Source organism: Cytobacillus sp. OWB-43, assembly GCF_034651445.1.
Taxonomy (GTDB): Bacteria; Bacillota; Bacilli; order Bacillales; family Cytobacillaceae; genus Cytobacillus; species Cytobacillus kochii.
Genome location: NZ_JAYEFF010000001.1, coordinates 1,498,438 through 1,521,819, shown reverse-complemented (window position 1 = coordinate 1,521,819; position 23,382 = coordinate 1,498,438). Strand labels below are relative to the sequence as shown.

At 36.2% G+C, this 23,382-nt stretch carries 26 protein-coding genes; 25 read left to right on the top strand and 1 reads right to left on the bottom strand.

The features are described from left to right. Positions 1–45 precede the first annotated feature (45 nt). From sleB to fni, 8 genes are all read left to right on the top strand, one after another. A complete protein-coding gene (gene sleB / locus U9M49_RS07400) occupies positions 46–822 on the top strand; it encodes a spore cortex-lytic enzyme (RefSeq protein WP_370873269.1) in 777 nt (258 codons plus the stop codon). Between the two features lie 13 nt (positions 823–835). After that, a complete protein-coding gene (ypeB, locus tag U9M49_RS07395) occupies positions 836–2,185 on the top strand; it encodes a germination protein YpeB (RefSeq protein WP_322909560.1) in 1,350 nt (449 codons plus the stop codon). A 230-nt stretch (positions 2,186–2,415) separates the two neighbouring features. Beyond that, positions 2,416–3,069 (top strand): flagellar brake protein, encoded by a 654-nt coding sequence (locus U9M49_RS07390; RefSeq protein WP_095372737.1) that lies wholly within the window; start codon positions 2,416–2,418, stop codon positions 3,067–3,069. Between the two features lie 56 nt (positions 3,070–3,125). Continuing rightward, entirely contained in the window at positions 3,126–3,311 is a 186-nt protein-coding gene (locus tag U9M49_RS07385; RefSeq protein WP_095372738.1) for a DUF5359 family protein, read from the top strand. Positions 3,312–3,567: 256 nt separating this feature from the next. Next, the gene (gene cmk, locus U9M49_RS07380; RefSeq protein ID WP_095372739.1) at positions 3,568–4,239 is read left to right on the top strand and encodes a (d)CMP kinase; all 672 of its coding nucleotides are present in this window, start codon (positions 3,568–3,570) and stop codon (positions 4,237–4,239) included. A gap of 1 nt (position 4,240) precedes the next feature. Continuing rightward, complete coding sequence (locus tag U9M49_RS07375) at positions 4,241–4,822, top strand: lysophospholipid acyltransferase family protein (RefSeq protein WP_095372740.1); 582 nt, start codon at positions 4,241–4,243, stop codon at positions 4,820–4,822. 173 nt (positions 4,823–4,995) lie between these two features. Continuing rightward, on the top strand, positions 4,996–6,132 hold the full coding sequence (rpsA, locus tag U9M49_RS07370) for a 30S ribosomal protein S1 (RefSeq protein WP_095372741.1): 1,137 nt from the start codon (positions 4,996–4,998) through the stop codon (positions 6,130–6,132). Positions 6,133–6,145: 13 nt separating this feature from the next. Continuing rightward, positions 6,146–7,210: a type 2 isopentenyl-diphosphate Delta-isomerase gene (fni, locus tag U9M49_RS07365; RefSeq protein ID WP_307313035.1), complete on the top strand. Its 1,065-nt coding sequence runs from the start codon at positions 6,146–6,148 to the stop codon at positions 7,208–7,210. Between the two features lie 228 nt (positions 7,211–7,438). Here the strand turns inward: fni and U9M49_RS07360 are convergent, their stop codons facing one another. Then, positions 7,439–7,576 carry a YpzI family protein gene (locus tag U9M49_RS07360; RefSeq protein WP_095372743.1) on the bottom strand — a complete coding sequence of 46 codons (138 nt, stop codon included), beginning with the start codon at positions 7,574–7,576 and terminating at the stop codon, positions 7,439–7,441. A gap of 106 nt (positions 7,577–7,682) precedes the next feature. On the opposite strand from U9M49_RS07360, the gene U9M49_RS07355 reads away from it, so the two are divergent. From U9M49_RS07355 to aroC, 17 genes are all read left to right on the top strand, one after another. Beyond that, positions 7,683–8,294, top strand: a complete 612-nt coding sequence (locus U9M49_RS07355) for a hypothetical protein (protein ID WP_095372744.1) — start codon at positions 7,683–7,685, stop codon at positions 8,292–8,294. Continuing rightward, positions 8,287–9,165, top strand: coding sequence for a YIEGIA family protein (locus U9M49_RS07350; RefSeq protein WP_095372745.1), 879 nt, complete (start codon positions 8,287–8,289; stop codon positions 9,163–9,165). The genes U9M49_RS07355 and U9M49_RS07350 overlap by 8 nt, the downstream gene beginning before the upstream one ends. Before the next feature lie 16 nt (positions 9,166–9,181). Continuing rightward, positions 9,182–9,367 carry a capping complex subunit for YIEGIA gene (locus U9M49_RS07345; RefSeq protein WP_095372746.1) on the top strand — a complete coding sequence of 62 codons (186 nt, stop codon included), beginning with the start codon at positions 9,182–9,184 and terminating at the stop codon, positions 9,365–9,367. 155 nt (positions 9,368–9,522) lie between these two features. Beyond that, positions 9,523–10,833 (top strand): ribosome biogenesis GTPase Der, encoded by a 1,311-nt coding sequence (gene der / locus U9M49_RS07340; protein ID WP_095372747.1) that lies wholly within the window; start codon positions 9,523–9,525, stop codon positions 10,831–10,833. Positions 10,834–11,077: 244 nt separating this feature from the next. After that, on the top strand, positions 11,078–12,127 hold the full coding sequence (locus tag U9M49_RS07335) for an NAD(P)H-dependent glycerol-3-phosphate dehydrogenase (protein ID WP_307313038.1): 1,050 nt from the start codon (positions 11,078–11,080) through the stop codon (positions 12,125–12,127). 370 nt (positions 12,128–12,497) lie between these two features. Continuing rightward, positions 12,498–12,701 carry a DUF2768 domain-containing protein gene (locus U9M49_RS07330; protein WP_095372749.1) on the top strand — a complete coding sequence of 68 codons (204 nt, stop codon included), beginning with the start codon at positions 12,498–12,500 and terminating at the stop codon, positions 12,699–12,701. Between the two features lie 51 nt (positions 12,702–12,752). After that, positions 12,753–13,463 carry a hypothetical protein gene (locus tag U9M49_RS07325; RefSeq protein ID WP_095372750.1) on the top strand — a complete coding sequence of 237 codons (711 nt, stop codon included), beginning with the start codon at positions 12,753–12,755 and terminating at the stop codon, positions 13,461–13,463. Between the two features lie 223 nt (positions 13,464–13,686). After that, positions 13,687–15,165 (top strand): stage IV sporulation protein A, encoded by a 1,479-nt coding sequence (gene spoIVA, locus U9M49_RS07320; protein WP_095372751.1) that lies wholly within the window; start codon positions 13,687–13,689, stop codon positions 15,163–15,165. Between the two features lie 630 nt (positions 15,166–15,795). Continuing rightward, positions 15,796–16,068, top strand: coding sequence for a non-specific DNA-binding protein Hbs (hbs, locus tag U9M49_RS07315; protein ID WP_066200607.1), 273 nt, complete (start codon positions 15,796–15,798; stop codon positions 16,066–16,068). A 503-nt stretch (positions 16,069–16,571) separates the two neighbouring features. Next, positions 16,572–17,138, top strand: a complete 567-nt coding sequence (gene folE, locus U9M49_RS07310; RefSeq protein WP_095372753.1) for a GTP cyclohydrolase I FolE — start codon at positions 16,572–16,574, stop codon at positions 17,136–17,138. A 19-nt stretch (positions 17,139–17,157) separates the two neighbouring features. Then, the gene (gene mtrB / locus U9M49_RS07305) at positions 17,158–17,391 is read left to right on the top strand and encodes a trp RNA-binding attenuation protein MtrB (protein ID WP_095372754.1); all 234 of its coding nucleotides are present in this window, start codon (positions 17,158–17,160) and stop codon (positions 17,389–17,391) included. Positions 17,392–17,702: 311 nt separating this feature from the next. Continuing rightward, a complete protein-coding gene (locus U9M49_RS07300) occupies positions 17,703–18,539 on the top strand; it encodes a heptaprenyl diphosphate synthase component 1 (protein WP_095372755.1) in 837 nt (278 codons plus the stop codon). A gap of 4 nt (positions 18,540–18,543) precedes the next feature. Beyond that, positions 18,544–19,245, top strand: coding sequence for a demethylmenaquinone methyltransferase (locus U9M49_RS07295; protein ID WP_095372756.1), 702 nt, complete (start codon positions 18,544–18,546; stop codon positions 19,243–19,245). 77 nt (positions 19,246–19,322) lie between these two features. Further along, positions 19,323–20,285 (top strand): heptaprenyl diphosphate synthase component II, encoded by a 963-nt coding sequence (gene hepT / locus U9M49_RS07290; RefSeq protein WP_095372757.1) that lies wholly within the window; start codon positions 19,323–19,325, stop codon positions 20,283–20,285. A gap of 111 nt (positions 20,286–20,396) precedes the next feature. Then, positions 20,397–20,843, top strand: coding sequence for a nucleoside-diphosphate kinase (gene ndk / locus U9M49_RS07285; RefSeq protein ID WP_095372758.1), 447 nt, complete (start codon positions 20,397–20,399; stop codon positions 20,841–20,843). Positions 20,844–21,276: 433 nt separating this feature from the next. After that, positions 21,277–22,074 carry a protein-glutamate O-methyltransferase CheR gene (locus U9M49_RS07280; protein WP_322909559.1) on the top strand — a complete coding sequence of 266 codons (798 nt, stop codon included), beginning with the start codon at positions 21,277–21,279 and terminating at the stop codon, positions 22,072–22,074. 135 nt (positions 22,075–22,209) lie between these two features. Further along, a complete protein-coding gene (gene aroC / locus U9M49_RS07275; RefSeq protein ID WP_095372760.1) occupies positions 22,210–23,382 on the top strand; it encodes a chorismate synthase in 1,173 nt (390 codons plus the stop codon).

The window sequence follows — 23,382 nt, the reverse complement described above, 5'->3', positions numbered from 1 at the left end:
ACTAAAGTGATGCTAATACTACTGCTTATAGCGACCACTATTCCAATGGCTGAATTGGATAAGTCGGCAAATGCTTTTTCGAATCAAGTGATTAGACAAGGAGCGATAGGCGATGATGTCATTGAGCTACAAGCAAGATTGCAATATTTAGGATTCTATAATGGTAAAATCGATGGGGTCTTCGGTTGGGGCACATATTGGGCATTACGCAATTTTCAATATGAATTTGGCTTGGATATAGATGGGCTTGCTGGTTCTGGTACGAAGGAAAAGTTGGTGAGTGCGTCAAATTATGATGAGCAATATGTGAAGAATCAAATTAATCAAGGGAATTCATTTACACATTATGGCGGAACGGATTTAAGTCAACAAGCACCTGCTAATAATAGTGGATCAAATCAAAATGATGGTAATGCATCAAGTGGTAATTCCGGTGGTACAACTTCGGCAAATGTTCCTAGTGGATTCTCGGAAAACGACATACAAATGATGGCAAATGCGGTGTACGGTGAGGCGCGTGGCGAACCTTATATAGGGCAAGTAGCGGTAGCGGCAGTAATATTGAACCGAGTAGAAAGTGCGTCTTTTCCAGATACGGTTTATGGTGTGATCTTTGAACCAAGAGCATTTACGGCTGTTGCAGATGGGCAAATTTGGCTAACACCTAATGAAACAGCGAGGGAAGCAGTGATAGATGCAATTAATGGCTGGGATCCGAGTGGAGATGCCCTTTATTACTTTAATCCAGATACTGCAACAAGTCCTTGGATTTGGACAAGACCACAAATTAAAAAAATTGGACAACATATTTTCTGTAAATAAGGAGTGAAGTCACGTGTTAAAAGGAATACTCATAACTGTTCTTTCAGTTGGTGTTATCGGAACTGCTGTCTGGGGTTATCAAGAACATCGTGAGAAAAATGCGATATTAATTAACGCAGAAAACAATTATCAACGTGCATTTCATGAACTCACTTATGAAATCGATGTATTACATGATAAAATTGGATCTACTTTGGCAATGAATTCTAGAAGTTCACTGTCTCCTGCGCTTGCGGATGTTTGGAGAATTACCTCTCAAGCACATTCAGATGTAGGTCAGCTGCCACTATCACTTTTACCATTTAATAAGACGGAAGAATTTTTAGCACAAATTGGTGAGTTTAGTTATAAGACAGCGATTAGAGACTTGGATAAAGACCCATTGACTGATGAAGAATATCAGTCTCTACAAGGATTATACAAGCAGGCAGCAGATATTCAATCAGAATTACGGAATGTGCAGCATATGGTCGTCAAAAATGACTTAAGATGGATGGATGTAGAAACAGCGCTTGCTACAAATAATGAAGCAGCAGATAATACAATTATAGACGGCTTTCAAACCGTCGAAAAAACAGTTGAGGGATACGATGAAACGGATTTAGGTCCGGCATTTGTAAATATGCAAAAGAAAGATGAGAACTATCAATACTTAGAAGGAAAAGAAATATCTAAAAAGGAAGCTGTATCAGAAGCGAAGAAATATGCGCAATCCCCTGATGATGTTAAAGCAACCGTGGCAGAAAATGGCGAAGGATCGGATTATGGATTTTTTAGTGTATCACTAAGGTCTCCTAAAGAAAGTATAGAAACCAATTTAGATATTACTAAAAAGGGCGGTTATCCTATTTGGCTTATCACGGCAAGAGATGTAAAACAACAAAAAATTAGTCTGGAAGATGCTCATCAATCAGCAGTGAAATTTTTAAAAGATAATGAATTTGAAGATCTTGATCTATTTGAAAGTGTGCAATATGATCAAATGGGCGTGTTTACATTTGTGTCTAAACAGGACGATGTAAGAATTTACCCAGATTCAATTAAGATGAAAGTAGCATTAGATAATGGGCAAATTTTAGGATTTTCAGCAGAGGATTATTTGAAATCCCATCATAAGCGAGATATTCCTCAAGCTGTGTTAGCAAAAGAGGAAGCAAGAGAAAAAATCAATAGTCAACTAAAAATTATGGATGATCGGTTAGCGATTATATTGAATGATAGTAATGAAGAAGTACTTTGTTATGAATTTACTGGGACATTAGGTGAAGACACGTATCGCATCTATATTAATAGTGAAAATGGAAGAGAAGAAAAAGTAGAAAAATTGCAAAATGCAGAACCAATTTATGAAGATGTGGTATAAGGCAAATAAGGACCCGAAAAGGGTTCTTTTTGTTTTTTTTTATGGAAATCATTGGCTAAATAAAGACATGAAGATGAAATATAAATGTAGAAAAAAATTAGGACTAAATAGAGTAATGTGATTATACCATGATGTTAATAATTCTCATCTCATTCAAATAAAAATATAGTTCTTTTGTAACAGTTAAGTGATAAAATAAGGAAAAGTAGAAAAGATTAGGAGGGAATACATTGTCACCAGGTGATCAATTGTATATAGAACATTATCTATCAAGTGAGGGCAAGTACATATCTAGAATTGCTGAAATTAAAGAGGATATATTACATATTCATTATCCCGTTTGTTTACAAACGAATCGGAAAATGTACTTAGTAGATGGAAGAAGAATTAAGTGTGTTGCTTACAATGCAAATGGGAAAATGTTTTTCTTCTCTGGAAGAGTGGTCGGTCGAATGATGCAGTCCACACCATTATTGAAAATTGCTTATGCAAAAGAATTTACTCATGAGAAGGAACAAATGAGGGAGTATGTTAGAGTTGATTTCAATGAATCTGTTGAAATTCAACCCGTAGGTGAAGGGATGTCTCACTCTATTATAGGGATAAGTAGAAATATAAGTGCAGGGGGAATAGCTGTAGTTGTTAATAATTTTACCTATTTGTATAAACCATCGCCCTATTTATTGCGTTTTACACTTGTGATAGAAGGTAAAAAGCGTTCCTTTGTTTTAGCGTCAGAATATGTAAGGAAAGAGGCATTAGCAGATGGGCGTCTCGTTATATCATTTAGATTTCCACAAATAAATGCAGAAGATAGACAAGCAATGATGAGGTTTTGCTTCGAACAACAGTTACTTCATATGAAGAAAAGTAAACAATCTTAAGCAGAACAGCATAAAATCTCTTTTGTGTCTCCATAATGATTAATGGAGGTGGGAGGATGAAAGTATTCGAACGCACGCTCATACTATTAATCATTTTTCATCTTGGGTTGTTACTATTATTTCAAACCGTTTTTCATTATTTACACCTATTTCCGCATTTTAATGAAGTGACAAGATATGAAGGAGTGAATCATCATTTAGAAAACAATGATGAGGAGGTATTCTACATAAAGAGGCCTTAACTTGATTTTATGATGAAAATCAGGCCAATAGAAATAATAGCTTTACAGACCTTTTGGATTGTTCTTCCTGAGAACATCCTTTTTTAGTGTTTCTTCTTATTTTTTAAAAATTATCGTATTATTTTAACTAATAAAAAGACTCCCTATTAGGGGAGGGGATTATTAATAACACATAATCATTACAACTAATTAAGTGAATTTATGATAGAATATAAAACGTAAAGAATATATTTGTATAGGTATTTCAGGAGGGTTTATGAATAAAATATCAATTGCCATCGATGGACCTGCAGCAGCGGGGAAAAGTACAGTTGCTAAGATTATAGCTGAGAAGCTTCATTATATTTATATAGATACAGGGGCGATGTATCGCGCGTTAACATTTAAAGCGTTGCAGTCAGAAATAGATATAAATGATGAAGAATCATTAATTCCTTTGTTAAAAGAGACAGAGATTGTCTTAAATCCTGGAGAATCAGGCCAACGTATTCTTTTAGATGGGATAGATGTTTCTACGGAAATTAGAACAGCTGAAGTAACTAATTCAGTGTCTACGGTTTCTAAACATAAGCAGGTAAGAGAAGAAATGGTTGCCCGTCAACAACGCTTCGGTCAAGAAGGTGGTGTAGTGATGGATGGCCGTGATATTGGTACACATGTTTTACCTGATGCAGAGGTAAAAGTGTTTCTTTTAGCATCAGTGGATGAACGAGCAGCACGGCGCCATGCTGAAAACTTAGAAAAGGGTTTTCCTTCAGATTTAGCTCTTTTAAAAGAGGAAATTGCTAAAAGAGATAAGTTAGATTCGGAAAGGGAAGTTGCACCACTCAAAAAAGCTGAGGATGCAGTAGAATTGGATACAACATCACTAAGCATTCACGAAGTTGTTGATAGAATTATGAAGTTGGTTGAGGAAAGGATTCAATAATATGAGTGTATATACATTTGCACGCTCTTTAGTATACGGCTTATTAAAGCCCGTTTATCGCATGGATGTTAAAGGTAGGGAGAATGTCCCAGCAGAAGGTGGCGTCCTTTTATGTTGCAATCATATTGATAACCTGGATCCACCAATTGTAGGGATAACAGCGCCAAGAGACATTCACTTTATGGCAAAAGAAGAGTTGTTTAACGTGCCAATTTTAGGGAAGTTATTACCACATCTGAATGCTTTTTCTGTAAAAAGAGGAATGAGTGATCGTGAAGCATTGAGAAAAGGGTTGAAGGTTCTTAAAGAAGGGCATGTTTTAGGTTTATTTCCAGAAGGGACGAGGAGTAAAACCGGAGAAGTTGGTAAAGGTCTTGCCGGTGCAGGGTTCTTTGCTCTTCGTTCTAATGCTGCAGTCGTACCTTGTGCCATCATTGGCCCGTATAAGCCTTTTAAGAAATTAAAAGTCGTCTACGGAAAGCCTATCCCAATGGATGAAATCCGTGCAAACAAAGTCAATGCAGAAGAAACAACGGATATCATTATGAATGAAATCAAAAAATTAATCGAACAGAATCGCTAAACCTTCTTACTTGACAAAAGGTGCTATTTGTAAGAAGTTTATAAAAAGGCATTTTATATTTCAGGATCAAAGTGGTTTTACAACTCTAGTTTATTTAGTGCAATTTACACTTTGTAAGATTGCATTTTATAAGTGGAAAATGAAATTAGCCATTGGATTAAGGAGGAATACATATGTCAGAAGAAATGAATGAAATTGAAGTAGCAAATTTTGAAGTTGGCGATAAAGTAAATGGTAAAGTGACAAAAGTAGAAGAGAAGCAAGTGATTGTCGATATCGAAAATAGCAAATTAGATGGTATTATTCCAATTAGTGAACTATCAAGTCTTCATGTAGAAACAGCTAGCGATGCTGTTGCAGAAGGTGATGAACTACAATTAGAAGTGTTAAAAGTAGAAGAAGAAGCGCTTGTACTATCAAAGCGCAAAGTAGATGCTGAAAAGTCTTGGGAACAACTAGAGCAAAAATTTAATGACGGTGAAGTTTTTGATGCTGAAATCAAAGATGTTGTTAAAGGCGGATTAGTCGTTGACCTTGGAGTTCGCGGATTTGTACCAGCTTCTTTAGTTGAAGCACATTTTGTTGAAGATTTCTCAGATTATAAAGGTCAAACATTAGCTTTTAAAATTGTAGAGTTAGATAAAGATAAAAATCGTTTAATTCTTTCTCATCGTGTAGTTGTTGAAGAGGAGCAAGGAAAACAAAAGAAAGAGTTACTTGGATCGCTTGAAGCTGGAAGCGTGATTGATGGAACTGTACAACGTATTACAGATTTCGGTGCTTTTGTTGATATCGGTGGTGTTGATGGTTTAGTCCATATTTCACAACTTTCTTATGAGCATGTTGCTAAGCCTTCAGATGTTGTTACAGAAGGTCAATCTGTCAAAGTAAAAGTACTAAGTGTAGATAAGGATAATGAACGAATTTCACTATCTATTAAAGATACTTTGCCTGGTCCTTGGGATGGTATTGCTGAAAAAGCTCCTAAAGGTAGTGTGTTAGAAGGCACAGTGAAAAGACTTGTATCTTATGGTGCTTTCGTAGAAGTATTCCCTGGAGTGGAAGGGCTTGTTCATATTTCTCAAATTGCACATAAACATATTGCCACTCCGCACGAAGTATTAAAAGAAGGTCAAGCAGTACAAGTGAAAGTCCTTGATGTGAATGAAGGCGATGAAAGACTTTCTCTAAGTATTAAAGATCTTGTTGAAAAAGAAGAAGAACCAACTGATTATGAACTGCCTGAAGAGTCTAAGGGGTTCCAATTAGGTGAAATGATTGGTGAACAGTTAAAGAAATTAAATAAATAATGGTGGTAGTATAGTGACGAGAGCAAAGAGAAAATGGGATCATATTCAATATGCGCTAACAACTGGTCAAACGAATAACGCTGGATTTGATTGTGTTTCTTTTGTACATCAAAGCTTACCTAACACATCTCTCTCAAAGATTCATTTGGGAACGAAAATAGGCGAACTACAACTCAGTTCGCCTATTTTTATCAATGCAATGACCGGTGGCGGTGGTGCAAAGACACTTGAAATTAATCGCCTGCTCGCGCGGGTGGCTAAAGAGACAGGGGTAGGGATGGCAGTAGGCTCGCAGATGGCAGCAATAAAAAATTCAGAAGAACGCTTTTCGTATGAAATTGTAAGGAAAGAAAATCCAGATGGATTGATATTTGCCAATTTAGGTAGCGAAGCCACGGTAAACCAAGCAAAAGATGCTGTAGAGATGATACAAGCAGACGCATTACAAATTCATGTAAATGTCGTCCAAGAGTTAACGATGCCAGAGGGAGATCGTGATTTTTCGCATGCCCTCATGCGTATCGAAAAGATTGTAAATCACTTAGATGTGCCAATTATCGTTAAAGAAGTAGGATTCGGTATGAGTCGCGAAGCTGTAGAAAAGCTAAAAGGTGTTGGCGTTAATATCGTAGATGTCGGTGGTTATGGTGGCACTAATTTCTCTAAAATCGAAAACGAACGAAGAGAGAGGGTACTGTCATTCTTTGATGGATGGGGGATTCCAACTGCTACTTCAATTGTCGAAGCACAATCACATAATAGTGATATAACGATACTTGCATCTGGTGGAATTCAGACAAGTATGGATATTGCAAAGGCTATTGCGCTTGGTGCTAACGGTGTAGGAATGGCAGGGTACTTCTTGAAGATATTAGTGGATTCTGGTTATGAAGCAGTAGTAAAAGAAGTTACTTCCCTTCATGAAGAATTAAAAATAATTATGACAGCTATAGGTGCAAGCAATCTTAACGAATTACAACTTGCCCCCCTGATTTTTAAGGGAGAAGTACTTGAGTGGCTGCAACAGCGACAAATTAATACACATACATACAGTACAAGAATGATTCATGCAAAATAATCTTTAAAATAAGAGACTGCTTACAAAGGTAGTCTCTTTTATTACGTTAAAAACTATTGATTTTTAAACTATATAATTAATAAAAGTCATAAAAAGAAGAGCGCGACTTTGTTGACTGAATACGAAACAAAAGTCGCGCTAACACGCGAATAGGACAAAAATATTTAAAGTAAAACAGTTAAATAAAGAGTAATCCCGTTACTAAGAGGTTTACACAATTCTTTTAAGTTATTTATTATTATTTAATTTGCGTGCATTGTCTGGACTTTGCATTGTTGTTGCCCCGTCGTACTGAATACTTTGGTCACGATCTGATTCTACTCTCTTACTGCTTTTTAGTTTTTTTTCCTGACGATCTTTTCCCATATCTACACCTCCTAATTATTAAGATAAGAAATCAGACATTTTTTATTCAAATAGATTAAACTACATATTTTCTACCCATAATGGGGATAGTAGGAGGTGTATTTATTTGGAAGGTCTTTTCTTTTATTGGATTGGTTGGTCACTTTGGATTATTGTCACATTTTTCGTAAGTAAAGCAAATACATACCGTTATTTAGCGTCATTCGCACTATTATTGCTTATTATCATTACGCCTTATCATTTTTCAATTGGAACGACAGAAATTGGTGTGAGTTTCTTCCTTCTCTACATTGCCGCTAGTTTTCTCTTTGTAAAATCGCAATGTGGTCATCCTCTCTATTTGGTTACATGTATGCTCATTGTCTCATTTGCTTACTGTGCTTTTCTCTGCTTTGAGATGTTTGATCCAATCTGGGTTGTTTTTAACCGTGACTGGATGTTAGCCGGTATGTTAGCGTGTTTAGTCATACTTCTTCATAAGCAAGCGTTAAGCCGTATTTGTATATTAATATTTGCTGCATTAAACGGGGAGGTAATATTTGCCCTTATTATTCAAAAGTATGGATTTCCTTTCCAAATTGGATCTTTTCGTTTTCTTGATGTCCTAAGTATGGCATTTGTAGTTGTTTCTGGATGGAATATGATTGAATATTTGGCTGCTTACCTAGAAAGAAACTTAAATCCATTAGTAAAGGAGAAGCAAAATTATCATGAATGAATATATCTATCCAGTTGTTTTAGGTGTAATTGTTGGCACATTAACAAGGATTTATATGTTAAGAACAGATTATCGACAGTACCCAACCTATCTACATGGGAAGATTATTCATATTGCTTTAGGTTTTATTGCTGCTGGATTAGGCAGTGTGGCCATCCCGTCGATCATGGAGGAGGATTTTACTGCGATCACCTTCTTAACCGTGGCTGCTTCACAGTTCCGTGAGGTTAGGAATATGGAAAGAAATACGTTAACTGAGTTAGATAGTTATGAAATGGTTCCACGGGGTAGGACTTATATAGAAGGAATTGCTATTGCCTTTGAAAGCAGGAATTATTTAGTCATGTTTACATCTCTTATTACTACATTATTTTACCTCTTATTTAATCTTTGGGTAGCAATTATCGCTGCTGCTATTGCCGTCGTGTTATCAAAAGTAATGATGAGTGGTGGTAAGTTATCAGATATTGTGGAAATCAAATATGTGAAGCCGCATTTCGACGGAGCCGGATTATATGTTGACAACATTTATATTATGAACATTGGACTTCCGGAAAGACAAGAAGAAATTTTAAAGTATGGGATGGGTTTTATTCTGGTTCCGAAAAATTTTAATGTAAATACGACAATTGCAAATTTAGGGCAAAGACAAGCGATATTACATGATGTTTCAACGGCTCTAGGGGTCGTGACGGATTCTGGTGCCCCAGCACTTGTGCCATTAGCTAAACGGGATTTAGATGATGGGCGAGTAGGGGTATTCATCCTTCCACAGGAAAGAACAGTTGAAAAAGCAATTAAAGTAATTGGTGGTGTACCAACCCTGGAAAATGCAATAAAAATGCCAAAAGAAATGCATGTGCCAAAATAATAGGGAGGGATAAATGATGGAAATCAATAAATTTGTACTTGCAGTTATAACAACAAACCCAAAGAAAGTCCCTAGTGGTGCAGCAGTGTTTCATTGTGAGGATAAAAAAGAAATGGAAGTGATTGCTACAAATTTAGAAGCTATTTTAGACGGAATCGCTCATATGCTGACTGAAGAAATGTACGTGATTGTCCGCCATTAATCATGAATATGCAGCTTCTTCTTGTAAGGAAGGTGGCTGTTTGGTAATATATTATAGTTGAACCCTTCATTAGTTGAAGGGTTTCTTTTAAATCAAATTTGCTTACATTAAATTAATATAAGCAAGTATTTTAATGAAATTGAGGGGTGATGTTCGTGACAAAACCAGTACTGGCAATTGTCGGACGTCCAAACGTAGGAAAATCTACTATTTTTAACAGAATTGTTGGTGAACGAATTTCAATCGTTGAAGATATTCCTGGCGTTACAAGAGATCGCATTTATAGTTCTGCAGAATGGTTAACTCATGACTTTAATATTATTGATACAGGTGGCATAGATATTGGGGACGAGCCCTTTTTAGAACAAATTCGTCAACAAGCTGAAATCGCTATCGACGAGGCTGATGTGATCGTTTTCTTAGTAAACGGTCGTGAAGGTGTGACATCTGCGGATGAAGAAGTAGCGAAAATTTTGTATAAAGCAAAAAAGCCTGTTGTTCTTGGGGTCAATAAAATTGATAATCCAGAAATGAGACAAATGATTTATGACTTTTATTCCCTGGGCTTTGGTGAACCGTTTCCAATCTCAGGATCACATGGTTTAGGTTTGGGTGATTTATTAGATGAGGCAGCTAAAAGCTTCCCTAATCATGAGGAAAATCAATACGATGATGATGTCATAAAGTTCTCGCTTATAGGCCGACCAAATGTGGGGAAATCATCTTTAGTAAATGCTATTCTAGGAGAAGATCGCGTTATTGTTTCTAATGTAGCTGGAACGACAAGAGATGCGATTGACTCACAGCTTAAGTATAATGGTGATGAGTATGTCATTATAGATACAGCGGGTATGCGGAAAAAAGGTAAAGTGTACGAAACAACTGAGAAATATAGTGTGTTACGTGCTTTAAGGGCCATTGAACGTTCTGACGTGGTTCTCATTGTACTAGATGGAGAAGAAGGAATCATTGAACAAGATAAGCGAATTGCAGGCTATGCACATGAAGCTGGTAGGGCTGTCATTATTGTTGTGAATAAATGGGATGCTGTTGAAAAAGATGAGAAAACGATGAAGAAGTTCGAACAAAATATTAGGGATCATTTCCAATTCCTTGATTACGCACCGATTGTTTTTCTATCAGCATTGACAAAGAAAAGAATTCATACATTGATTCCAATGGTGAACATTGCTAGTGAAAATCATATGATGCGCGTGGAAACAAATGTTTTAAATGATGTTATAATGGATGCAGTAGCTATGAACCCAACACCAACAGATAAGGGAAGAAGGCTGCGAATATACTATGCTACCCAAGTAGCAATCAAACCGCCGACCTTCGTTGTGTTTGTTAATGATCCTGAGCTTCTACATTTCTCTTATGAAAGATTTCTTGAAAACAGAATTAGAGATGCTTTTGGATTTGAAGGGACGCCAATTAAAATTATTGCAAGAGAACGAAAATAAACTATTCACTATTAGCATAGTAAAAGCGGACAGCTGTATGATTTGATGACTCATCATTTCATAATAAGCTGTCTCTTACATAATTATGTTTCTAGCTTTATGGGACCACCGGTTCTTTAGTATATGCCAATTAGTAAAGGTAAAAAAATGACTATTCATCCGCTCGACTAATGTTTTTCTCAGATTGGCGGTTCCTTTCCTTCTTTTAAATAGGCGAAATGAATTGAAATGAGGTGAATGCAAGATGAGTCAAAAAGATAAAATAGCTGTTATTGGTGCCGGAAGTTGGGGTACAGCCCTTGCGATGGTGCTGGCAGATAATGACCATGAAGTGCGTTTATGGGGTCACAAGGAAAAACAAATCAAAGAAATTAATGAGAACCATACAAATGAAGCATATTTACCTGCGATTACTTTACCAAAAAATATTGTAGGTTATACAAAGCTTGATCAAGTATTAGAAGGTATCGAAACAATCATTTTAGCTGTACCTACGAAAGCGATTAGAGAAGTTTTACAGAGCATAGCTGAAGTGAGAAAAGAACCGTTGACCATCGTCCATGTGAGTAAAGGGATTGAACCAGATACTTCAAAAAGAATTTCCGAAATGATTGAAGAAGTGACACCTACAGCCCTTTTAAAAGATGTGGTTGTACTATCAGGGCCTAGTCATGCAGAAGAAGTTAGTTTGCGCCACCCGACAACTGTAGCTGTCTCCTCTAAAAATATGAAGGCAGCTGAAAAAGTCCAAGATTTATTTATTAATCAAAACTTTAGAGTATACACTAATCCAGATATTGTTGGCGTTGAAATTGGTGGCGCTTTAAAAAATATTATTGCATTAGCAGCTGGCATTTCAGATGGACTTGGTTATGGAGATAATGCTAAAGCTGCGCTAGTAACTAGAGGATTAGCAGAAATCACAAGACTAGGTGTAAAAATGGGCGCAAGTCCGCTAACTTTCTCAGGTCTAGCTGGCATAGGTGATTTAATTGTGACTTGTACAAGTACTCATTCGAGAAACTGGCGTGCAGGGAATCTTCTAGGCAAAGGCAAAAACTTAGACGAAGTATTAGAAAATATGGGTATGGTTGTTGAAGGCGTTCGAACAACAAGAGCAGCCTATCAATTAGCAGAGAAATACGATGTGCAAATGCCCATAACATCTGTTCTATATGACATTTTATTTAATGATATCGATGCTAAAGATGGAGTTGACCGTCTAATGGCACGTACAAAAACAAATGAAATGGAAGATATTGCGGATATTTTTATGGCTCAAAATCAGGATTAACTAATAATTTGGTGCTGTTTATAAAAATATAGGCATATGAGGAGACGGGCGGCTTATCCTCTGCATACAATGCCTTTGAAGCAAACTGGTAAAATGAACAGGGTGAATAGGGTATTTTAGTCATTTGCCGAGGATAAGGAAGCCCCTTCTTATTCCTCGGTTATTTTTTTGTACTTTACTTGCTATGTTACAATTCATTTAATATGGAGAATAAGAAGTCAATTAGGGGATTCCTAAAATGGATATTGAGAATATTAGAGTAGTCCAATAATTGCTTGCCTTTTACTGCAATACATAAAATTATCTGATAATGCTGTCAAAGCGAACGAACTGTATGGTATAATACAATTCGGAAAAAGGAGTGAATGAGATGTCACCTGGTTTAATGAAAATGTGGATTGCCCTTGCTTCAATGGGCTTTATGTTTATTGCTATCTTACTTATTTATTTAAGTCGTTTTAAGTTGAAAAATGGGGTATTGAAAGGGGTAACTGCTCTATTTGCCTATAGTTTTATGGTAGTAAGTGGTCTCATTATTTTTCTAGTCGTATTTAGCGGTCCCGTTTCAGAATAGAACATCGCAAGGGGTTTCTCCCTGAAAATACATAATTAAAGGTTGATGTATATGAAAAAAAAGAGCTATGTAACTAGCTTATTTATACTCATTACCCTTCTTTTATCTGGATGTATGTACCCAGAAGAAGAAAGAGCAAAAAATCAAATTCCTTACGAGGATGAAATTAATCGCGTACAAACAGCCATCAAGCAATATCAAGATGAGACAGGTGGTCTATTACCTATAAAAACGACCGAAGAAGATACACCGCTTTTTCAAAAATATCCAATTGATTTTAAGAAACTTGTACCAAAATACATGGCTGAGTATCCTAGCAATGCATTTGAATCTGGAGGCGTTTTTCAATATGTACTGATTGATGTTGAAGATGATCCGAAAGTGAAATTGTCTGATTTACGTATTGCTGATGAAATAAGAGATATTACTCTCCGAATTCGCATGGAAGGATATCCACCATATAAGGATAATATCGGTGAAAATGTATACTCATTAGATTTCTCTAAAATCGGTTATAATGATGAACCGAAAGCTGTTAGCCCGTTTAGTGGTAACGAACTATCGTATGTGGTGACAACCGACGGAGAAGTATTCGTTGATTATCGTACCGACTTAATGCAATTAATGGAGGCTGGGGATATTAAAGCTGAAAACAATGATATACGCTTCCATTTAGTCGAAGATTCACCTTTTGTACCATCTTATTCATTACCGTATACAATAGATGAAAAAAAGAATGAACCAATATTTTTAGTGAATTAGTCATAACCCTCTCTCTACAAAATATATTGTAGAGGGAGGGTTTTTTTTCTCTTTTAATACAATAATGAAAAGCAACTATTGATTGCATAAAGAAAAAGTGAGAAAGGGGATTTTTTTAAAAAGTTGGCATATTCATATCGGACAACATCATAGATATATAGTGTACAAATATAAATTATTGGATAATATTATCCCACTAACTCATGATTCAGGAGGGGATCACTTGGAAAAGGTAGATATTTTTAAAGATATTGCCGAACGAACAGGCGGTGATATCTATTTTGGAGTAGTAGGTGCAGTCCGTACTGGAAAATCGACATTTATTAAGAAATTCATGGAGCTAGCAGTCCTCCCAAATATGGACAATGAGGCTGATCGAGCACGTACCCAGGATGAGCTCCCTCAAAGTGCAGCAGGAAAAACAATTATGACTACAGAACCGAAGTTTGTGCCGAATCAAGCTGCTAATGTCCATGTGGATGAAGGATTGGAGGTTAATATCCGTCTTGTCGATTGTGTTGGATATACAGTCCCAGGAGCAAAAGGATATGAGGATGAAAATGGTCCAAGAATGATTAATACTCCTTGGTATGAGGAGCCGATTCCATTTCACGAAGCTGCTGAAATCGGTACAAGAAAAGTCATTCAAGAACACTCTACAATTGGTGTCGTCATTACGACCGATGGTACAATTGGAGAAATTCCTCGTGCAAACTACATCGAGGCTGAAGAAAGAGTAATTGAAGAGCTTAAAGAAGTAGGAAAACCATTTATTATGGTCATCAATAGTGTGCAACCACACCATCCGGCAACTGAGGACCTTCGTTTGAAGCTATCAGAGAAATATGATATCCCTGTACTTGCTATGAGTGTAGAAGGAATGAGGGAATCTGATGTATATAGCGTGATGCGAGAAGCGTTGTACGAATTCCCTGTTTTAGAAGTAAATGTAAACTTACCAAGTTGGGTAATGGTCCTTCACGAAGATCATTGGTTACGTGAGAGTTATCAAGAAGCCGTAAAAGAGACTGTCAAAGATATTAAGAGGTTAAGAGATGTTGATCGTGTTGTACATCAGTTTAGTGATTTCGAATTTATTGATCGTGCGGGCTTAGCCGGTATAGAAATGGGTCAAGGGATCGCTGAAATTGATTTATATGCGCCTGATGATTTATATGATGAGGTATTAAAAGAAATTGTCGGTGTTGAAATACGTGGTAAAGATCATCTTCTTGAACTGATGCAAGAATTTGCCCATGCAAAATCAGAATATGATCAAATCTCAGATGCGCTTAGAATGGTGAAACAGACAGGATATGGCATCGCAGCTCCATCACTGTCTGATATGAGTTTAGATGAGCCTGAAATAACAAGGCATGGCTCAAGGTTCGGTGTACGCTTGAAAGCTGTTGCACCGTCGATTCATATGATCAAAGTTGATGTTGAATCTGAATTTTCTCCGATTATCGGAACAGAGAAACAAAGTGAAGAATTAGTTCGTTACTTAATGCAAGACTTTGAAGATGATCCGCTTTCAATTTGGAATTCAGATATCTTTGGTCGATCGCTTAGCTCGATTGTTAGAGAAGGAATCCAAGCAAAGTTATCATTGATGCCTGAGAATGCTAGATATAAACTCAAAGAGACTTTAGAAAGAATTATAAACGAAGGCTCTGGGGGACTCATTGCCATTATTTTGTAGAAATAAAAGGCGACTTTCATTCTATTCGGATGAAAAGTTGTCTTTTTTTTATGGGTAATAAAAGTATAAAACGGATTAGTATACTTTTGTTGATAAATAAAGTATTATCTAAAATGACAGAAGCGTGGAATTTCGGTAGAAGTCTTATTTGAATTACCCTATAAAAAGACCAATCAACCTTTCGTAACATAGAAACGAATAAAAATACAGTATGGTTACTTTGGTTTGTTCTTTATAAAGAATTACACTATGAAAATGAAAGAGCTTACATTTTTTATCTCTACAAATTTGTCAAGCTTTAAGCCTAGATTGACGGGTTTTCTCTCCCCTTATTACAAATTTGTTTCAAATAAGAAAAGATTGCCATCAAATCATGAAATATCCTTGATATGCTCAATTGATTATGATAATCTTTTAAGCAGAATTAACGTTGTAACGGTAAGAACCCTTATGAAATAAGGCTTTTTGCATCAAAAAAGTTGAAATTCTTCTTTTTTTGAGATATGATAAGTTTCTGCTTCAACAAAAATGCGTTACAACGTATAGAATTCAGTAATTTTGTTTACAAATGAATGTAAGGAATCTTTATTTTACTGGGTTTACGATATTTTTTGGGAGGAGGTGAAAGTAATGAACAAAACTGAACTAATTAATGCAGTTGCAGAAGCTAGCGAGCTTTCTAAGAAAGATGCTACTAAAGCAGTTGATGCTGTTTTCGATACAGTGCTTGATGCACTTAAAAATGGTGATAAAGTACAACTAATTGGTTTTGGTAACTTTGAAGTTCGTGAACGTGCAGCACGTAAAGGCCGCAACCCACAAACTGGCGAAGAAATCGAAATCGCTGCAAGCAAAGTTCCTGCTTTCAAACCAGGAAAAGCGCTTAAAGATGCAGTAAAGTAATTAATTACATAATTAATTGCTTAAGGAAAAACCGCGAATTTTTTTCGCGGTTTTTCTTATAAATTTACGATTAATTTCAAACATTGCCTAGTCCCATACAACAGTAGTGCAATCCACAAAGGTAAAGGGGCTAAAGACTACGGATTTTTTTCTCTTCGTTAAATGATTAAGAAGACCCCAATAACTGACTTACAACAAAATGAATGATTCTTGATCTTCATTCTCTTTACAAAATCAATGCACATTCCACCATATCAAGTGAATGACCATTTTATGAATGAGTTATAAAAAACTATGTTTTTTACTACTATTTGTACTTAACATATAGATTTCTTTCTCAAAACCATCATAGGAGTTTGACGGTACTTGTGTTCATTTATATAATAGTATCCTAAAAGGAAGAAAGTTTATCCTTTATTTTTCTATAACTTTTTGTCTGTTAGGAAATAATTATGCTAGCATGTAAGATAATAGTTTATAGTTCCGTAATAGGAGGTAGCTGAATGTCAGAAGTAAATCGCGCTCAAATTGAAGAAGCTGTAAGGCTTATATTAGACGCTATTGGAGAAGATCCGAACCGAGAGGGGTTATTAGATACACCAAAAAGAGTAGCAAAAATGTATGAAGAGGTGTTTTCGGGCATACACCAGGACCCTGAAGAATATTTTGAAACCGTTTTTGGTGAAGACCATGAAGAACTTGTCCTTGTAAAAGATATTCCATTCTTTTCAATGTGTGAACATCATCTTGTCCCATTCTTTGGGAAGGCGCATGTTGCTTATATTCCTAGAAATGGTAAGGTGACGGGATTAAGCAAGTTAGCAAGGGCTGTAGAAACTGTTGCAAGAAGACCGCAACTTCAAGAGCGCATTACAGCTACAGTAGCAGATGCAATATTACATAAATTAGATCCTCATGGTGTGATGGTAGTCGTAGAGGCAGAACATATGTGTATGACCATGCGTGGTGTGAAAAAACCTGGTAGTAAAACAGTCACCTCTGCGGTTAGAGGTGTTTTTGCGGAAGATGGAAATACAAGAGCAGAAGTGTTGTCATTTATAAAAGGGTAATAGGATAGAGGTGACTCAAATGGAGAGAACAAATCCTGGCAATGAATATGTCGTCATTAAAGCAAAAGAAGATGGCGTAAATGTGATTGGTTTAACAAGAGGCTCAGACACGAGGTTTCATCATTCGGAGAAATTAGATGAGGGAGAAGTCATGATTGCTCAATTTACAGAGCATACTTCTGCTATTAAAATACGGGGGCATGCGTCCATCGTAACAGCATATGGAGAAGTAGAAAGTGAAAAGAAAGCTTAAAGGTATGATCGATTGACATGAATTTATATGCCTTTCCTTTATATTCCCCTAACAAGTCACTTTGTTTTATGATATAATTGTCACTGGCTTATCATTGAAGTCAAGCGCTCTACCATTCAAGTTAAATAAGCTTTAAAAAAGGAATGGACGCAATGATTTTATAAAAGTGAGAGGCTTTTTTTATGTCTAAGGGAGAACAATTAAGTCACTTTTTGGGCAATGTAAAAGGGAAGTGCTACTATAAATAATCTTTAGTAAATGATTGGTTCATATGTCGATCATAAGGATTGCCCGTATCGGGGGAATATATAATGAATGCAAACAAGAACGCCAAACTACAAGATATGAATACACGATTAATGAACTTAAAGGAAGTTCTTCAGAAAAAAACGCGTCAACCTTATATGTCAAAGATCATTCAACAACCATATATTGACGAAGACAAGCTTCTTTTAATCATGTTTATTGTCGATAACCTGCAAATACCGAAATCTAAAGCAGATAAATATATCATAACGACCATGCTTGTGCAAATCGCCCTTGATACACACGAAAGCGTTCAAAATGAACCTCTTCCATTAGAGCGTCTAAAGGGAAGGCAGCTCACCATTTTAGCAGGAACTTATTATAGTGGATTATACTACCAAATTTTAGCTGAAATAGATGATATTTTTATGATACGTACTTTAGCTGAAGGAATTATGGAAGTAAATGAACATAAAGTTTCTGTTTATAGCCATGCCAGAGTTACTGTAGAATCGTTAATGGAGTCTTTAAAAAAGACGGAGTCCTCTTTATTTGATCGTATTACTCACTTTTACAATAGAGGTGAGCTTGGTGAATTAGCAGCAAATCTTGTTTTTATTAATAGAGTGTTACTCGAGAAAAAGCAATTTTTAGCTGGTAAACCGTCCATTTTATTTGACGCTTTATCTAAATTATTTGAGACAGAGCAAAGTGTACCATTTACTTTGCATAATAATAAACAAAGTCTTATTCATATTTGTGATAAATACGTCTCCTTATCCTTTAAAGAAATTGAGCAATCCATTGATAAATGCGAACATACAGAGCTATTTAGAGAAAAACTAAAATGGATGAAAAGCCAGCAACAAGAAGCTGTTCAATCATTTGTAGAGGAAGGTTAAATACATGGTACAATCGAAAGAAGAACGTGTGCATAAAGTATTTGAAAAAATATATGGTAATTACGATAAGATGAACTCAGTCATTAGTTTTCAACAGCACCTGCGCTGGCGGAAAGATACGATGAAACGAATGGATGTAAAGCCTGGGGCAAAAGCGCTCGATATTTGTTGTGGAACGGGCGATTGGACGATAGCATTATCAGAAGCTGTAGGTGAAAATGGGGAAGTCATTGGTTTAGATTTTAGCAAAAATATGCTTAAGATTGGTGAAGAGAAGGTGAGCAACCACCCAATCAAGAACATAGAATTAGTCCATGGAAACGCGATGGAATTACCATACCCTGATAATAGCTTTGACTATGTAACAATCGGATTCGGCTTACGGAATGTTCCTGATTATATGCAAGTCTTAAAGGAAATGTATCGTGTAGTGAAGCCTGGTGGGATAGCTGTTTGCTTAGAAACTTCTCAACCAACAATGATTGGCTTTAAACAAGGCTACCGTTTTTATTTCCGTTTTATTATGCCGGCATTTGGTAAAATCTTTGCAAAAAGCTATGAGGAATATTCATGGTTACAAGAATCTGCTAAAGATTTTCCTGGTATAAAAGAATTAGCGGGAATGTTTAAAAAAGCAGGTTTTCGTGATGTTGAGTATAAGCCATATACTGGTGGCGTAGCGGCGGTCCATATTGGACATAAATAATAATTTGTTCTGAAATGTAATTCATCATTGACAAGTATGAATGTGCATGAAGGATTTAAAGCTGGGTGAGTATCGATATGAAATTAAAGATGATCTATTCTTTTTTGAATGCTGACATCAATATTATTGAAAAAGAATTAGAGGACACTATACAGGCTGAATCGCCTTTGCTTCATGAGGCATCCCTTTCATTATTACAGGCTGGTGGAAAAAGATTACGACCAGTATTTGTTTTACTTGGTGGTAAATTTGGCAACTATGATATTAATAACATAAAAAATGTAGCAGTTTCATTAGAACTCATCCATATGGCGTCACTTGTTCATGATGATGTAATTGATGATGCAGATTTGCGTCGCGGACAGCCGACAATTAAATCTAGGTGGGATAACCGGATTGCTATGTATACCGGTGATTATATTTTTGCGAGAGCCCTGGATGTTCTCTCTAACATTAATAAGCCGATTGCGCACCAAATTTTAGCTCATACGCTTGTGGAATTATGTTTAGGTGAAATTGAACAGATTGAGGATAAATTTCAATTTAATCAAAATTTGCGAAAATACTTACGTCGAATTAGAAGAAAAACCGCTATCCTCATTGCAGCGAGCTGTCAATTAGGAGCGATCGCAGCTGATGTAGAGGATGAGTTACATAAAAAGTTATATTTTATAGGTTATTATATTGGAATGAGTTATCAAATTATTGATGATGTGCTTGATTTTGTGGGGACAGAAAAAGAGCTAGGGAAACCTGCTGGTGGTGATTTGAAGCAAGGGAATATTACTTTACCTGTATTACTTGCTATGGAAACACCTGCTATTAAAGACAATTTAGTAAAAATAACTGACCATTCAACAGAAGCAGAAATTGAGCGAGCATTAGAATTGATAAAAAATTCCGATGCGATTGATCGTAGCCTAACATTAAGTGAATTATACCTTGAAAAAGCGCTAAAATTGATTGCTGAGCTTCCACAAAACCGCGCAAAAAATTTACTGCGAGATATTGCGAAAACAATTGGTAAAAGAAAGTTTTAATCGAAACTGTCATTTTATCAATTGGAAGTTGCTAAATTGTCAAAACAATGATAATATTTTTGATGGATTATGGATGATAAATAATACATAGAGCAAGAGGAGTGTTTGAAAATGGAACAAACTTTTTTAATGGTTAAACCAGATGGTGTACAACGTAATTTAATTGGAGAAATCGTTTCTCGTTTTGAAAAGAAAGGCTTCCAACTAAAAGGCGCAAAGTTAATGAGTATTCCTACTGAGCTTGCAGAAGAGCATTATGGAGAGCATAAAGAGCGTCCTTTCTTTGGTGAATTAGTAGACTTCATTACTTCTGGACCCGTTTTTGCAATGGTTTGGGAAGGTGAAAATGTGATTGCCACAGCTCGTCAAATGATGGGTGCAACTAACCCTAAAGATGCTGTACCAGGCTCTATCCGTGGCGATTTCGCAGTAACTGTTGGTAAGAATGTTATTCATGGTTCAGACTCAAAAGAAAGTGCAGAACGTGAAATCGGTCTGTTCTTTAAAGAAGAGCAGATTGTCGAATACAAAAAGTTAATTAACGATTGGTCTAACTAATCTATTCACTCTAAAAACGTCTGGCAATTGCCAGGCGTTTTTTTGCTTAAATAATGGCTCTAATAATTTTGGTGTTTATATACAGTTGAGGAGAAGGGATTAGCGCGTCCATCTGGAGTGAAAAAGAGAAAGATGGCGTAGCAAAATGGTATTACGCATCCGTCTGGATTAAAAAACGAAAAAGATAGCGTGCCAAAGGGAATAACGCATCCATGAAGAGAAAAAAGAAAGCTGAGCAAATTCGTTAAGGACAATTCATTAAGCTGCTTTATCAAGAGTAGAGAGAAAATGATAAACTCTCCGTTGACCTTTTGTATACTTTTTATAAAGTAGATCGAATTATTTACGGCAATTCAAAAAAATTTCAACATTATTTGCACTTTTGTTTTATACTAGATAGAAAATGTAGCTTTATAAGGGAGGTGTACACCTCATGTACGAACATGAATATGAGCAATTTATTGAAAAGGTTAAACAATATACGGGTATTGATTTGGCTCAATATAAAGAAACACAAATGAAAAGGCGACTCCAAGCTTTCTATGATAAAAAGGGGTATACATCTTTTAACCAGTTATATCTTGCGATGGTTAAAGACAAAAAGCTGTTGGCTGAGTTTTTAGATCGTATGACGATTAATGTCTCTGAGTTTTACCGAAATCGAAAGAGGTGGGAAGTGTTAGAAAAAGAAATACTACCTCCATTGTTACAGAAGAATGAGCCATTGAAGCTATGGAGTGCTGCCTGTTCAACAGGAGAGGAGCCATACACACTAGCGATGATCTTATCTAAATATTTACCTCTTTCAAAAATCCGAATTTTTGCTACTGATATTGATGAATCTGCACTACTGAGAGCGAAAACAGGCATTTACCATGAACGTTCTCTTCAGGAGATACCTGATGAAATGAAAAAGAAGTATTTTTTTCAAGAAGGAAAACAATATATTCTATCAGATGAGATTAAACAAACAGTAGTCTTCCAAAAGCAAAATTTACTTGCCGATTCTTTTTTAAAAGACTATGACTTAATTATTTGTCGAAATGTCCTTATTTATTTTACCGAAGAAGCAAAAGCAATGATTTATAGCAAATTTAGTAAAGCACTTAAAAATGGTGGTTACTTATTTGTCGGAAGTACGGAACAAATATTTAATCCCTCTCTATATGACTTGAAAAATCAGCAATCTTTTTTTTATAAAAAGACAAGCGGACTGCCGTTAATAAAATAAATAGGCTTTTCAACCTAACTAGTTACATAATTTTTATAGAAATAAAAGATTATTTTTAAATTTATACTATGTTTATAGATGTTCATATGTTATATTGATACATAATCCTTTAAAGCGTTGAAGGGGGAAAGAGTAATGAGATATTTAACTTCTGGGGAATCACATGGACCCCAATTAACAACAATTATTGAAGGCTTGCCTGCAGGGTTGCCATTACTAGAAACAGATATTAATGAGTCACTTGCAAGAAGGCAAAAAGGATATGGTCGTGGCCGTAGAATGCAAATTGAAAAAGATACTGTTCAGATTACATCCGGCGTTAGACATGGATATACATTAGGATCACCGGTTGGCCTTGTCGTTGAGAACGATGATTGGAAGCATTGGACTAAGATTATGGGGCAAGCACCAATTGAACCGGAGGAATTAGAAGAAGTAAAAAGAAAAATAACAAGACCGAGACCTGGTCATGCGGACTTAAATGGTGCTGTAAAATACGGTCATAGAGATATGAGAAATGTATTAGAGCGCTCATCAGCTCGAGAAACAACAGTGAGAGTTGCAGCGGGTGCTGTAGCGAAAAAGTTATTATCATCTTTAGGCATTGAAGTTGTGGGGCATGTTGTGGAGATCGGTGGAATCGTCTCAAATGTGAAAAGTTATTCTTCAATGGAAGAATTAAAAACAATAACTGAAGAGTCTCCAGTTCGTTGTTTAGACAGTGTAGCAGCAGAAGAGATGATGGTAGCGATTGACAATGCCAAGAAGAATGGTGATTCTATTGGTGGTGTCGTTGAAGTAGTTGTAGAAGGTATGCCTTCGGGAGTTGGTAGTTATGTTCATTATGATCGTAAACTAGATGCAAAACTTGCTTATGCGATGTTGAGTATAAATGCCTTTAAAGGTGTTGAATTTGGTATTGGCTTTGAAGCCGCTAGAAAGCCAGGTAGTCAAGTACATGATGAGATTGCTTGGAGTGAGGAGAAAGGTTATTATCGTAAAACGAATAATCTTGGTGGTTTTGAAGGAGGCATGACAACTGGTATGCCGATTGTTGTTAAAGGTGTAATGAAACCTATACCAACACTATATAAACCATTAGAAAGTGTAGATATTGATACGAAAGAGCCTTTTAATGCTAGTATTGAACGTTCAGATAGTTGTGCAGTACCAGCGGCGGCAGTAGTGGCAGAGCATGTAATTGCTTGGGAGTTAGCAAGCGCGATTGTTGAACAATTCTATGCAGATCGCTTTGAGACGTTAAAGGATATAATTGCCGATCAAAAACGGTATGCAAAGGAGTTTTAA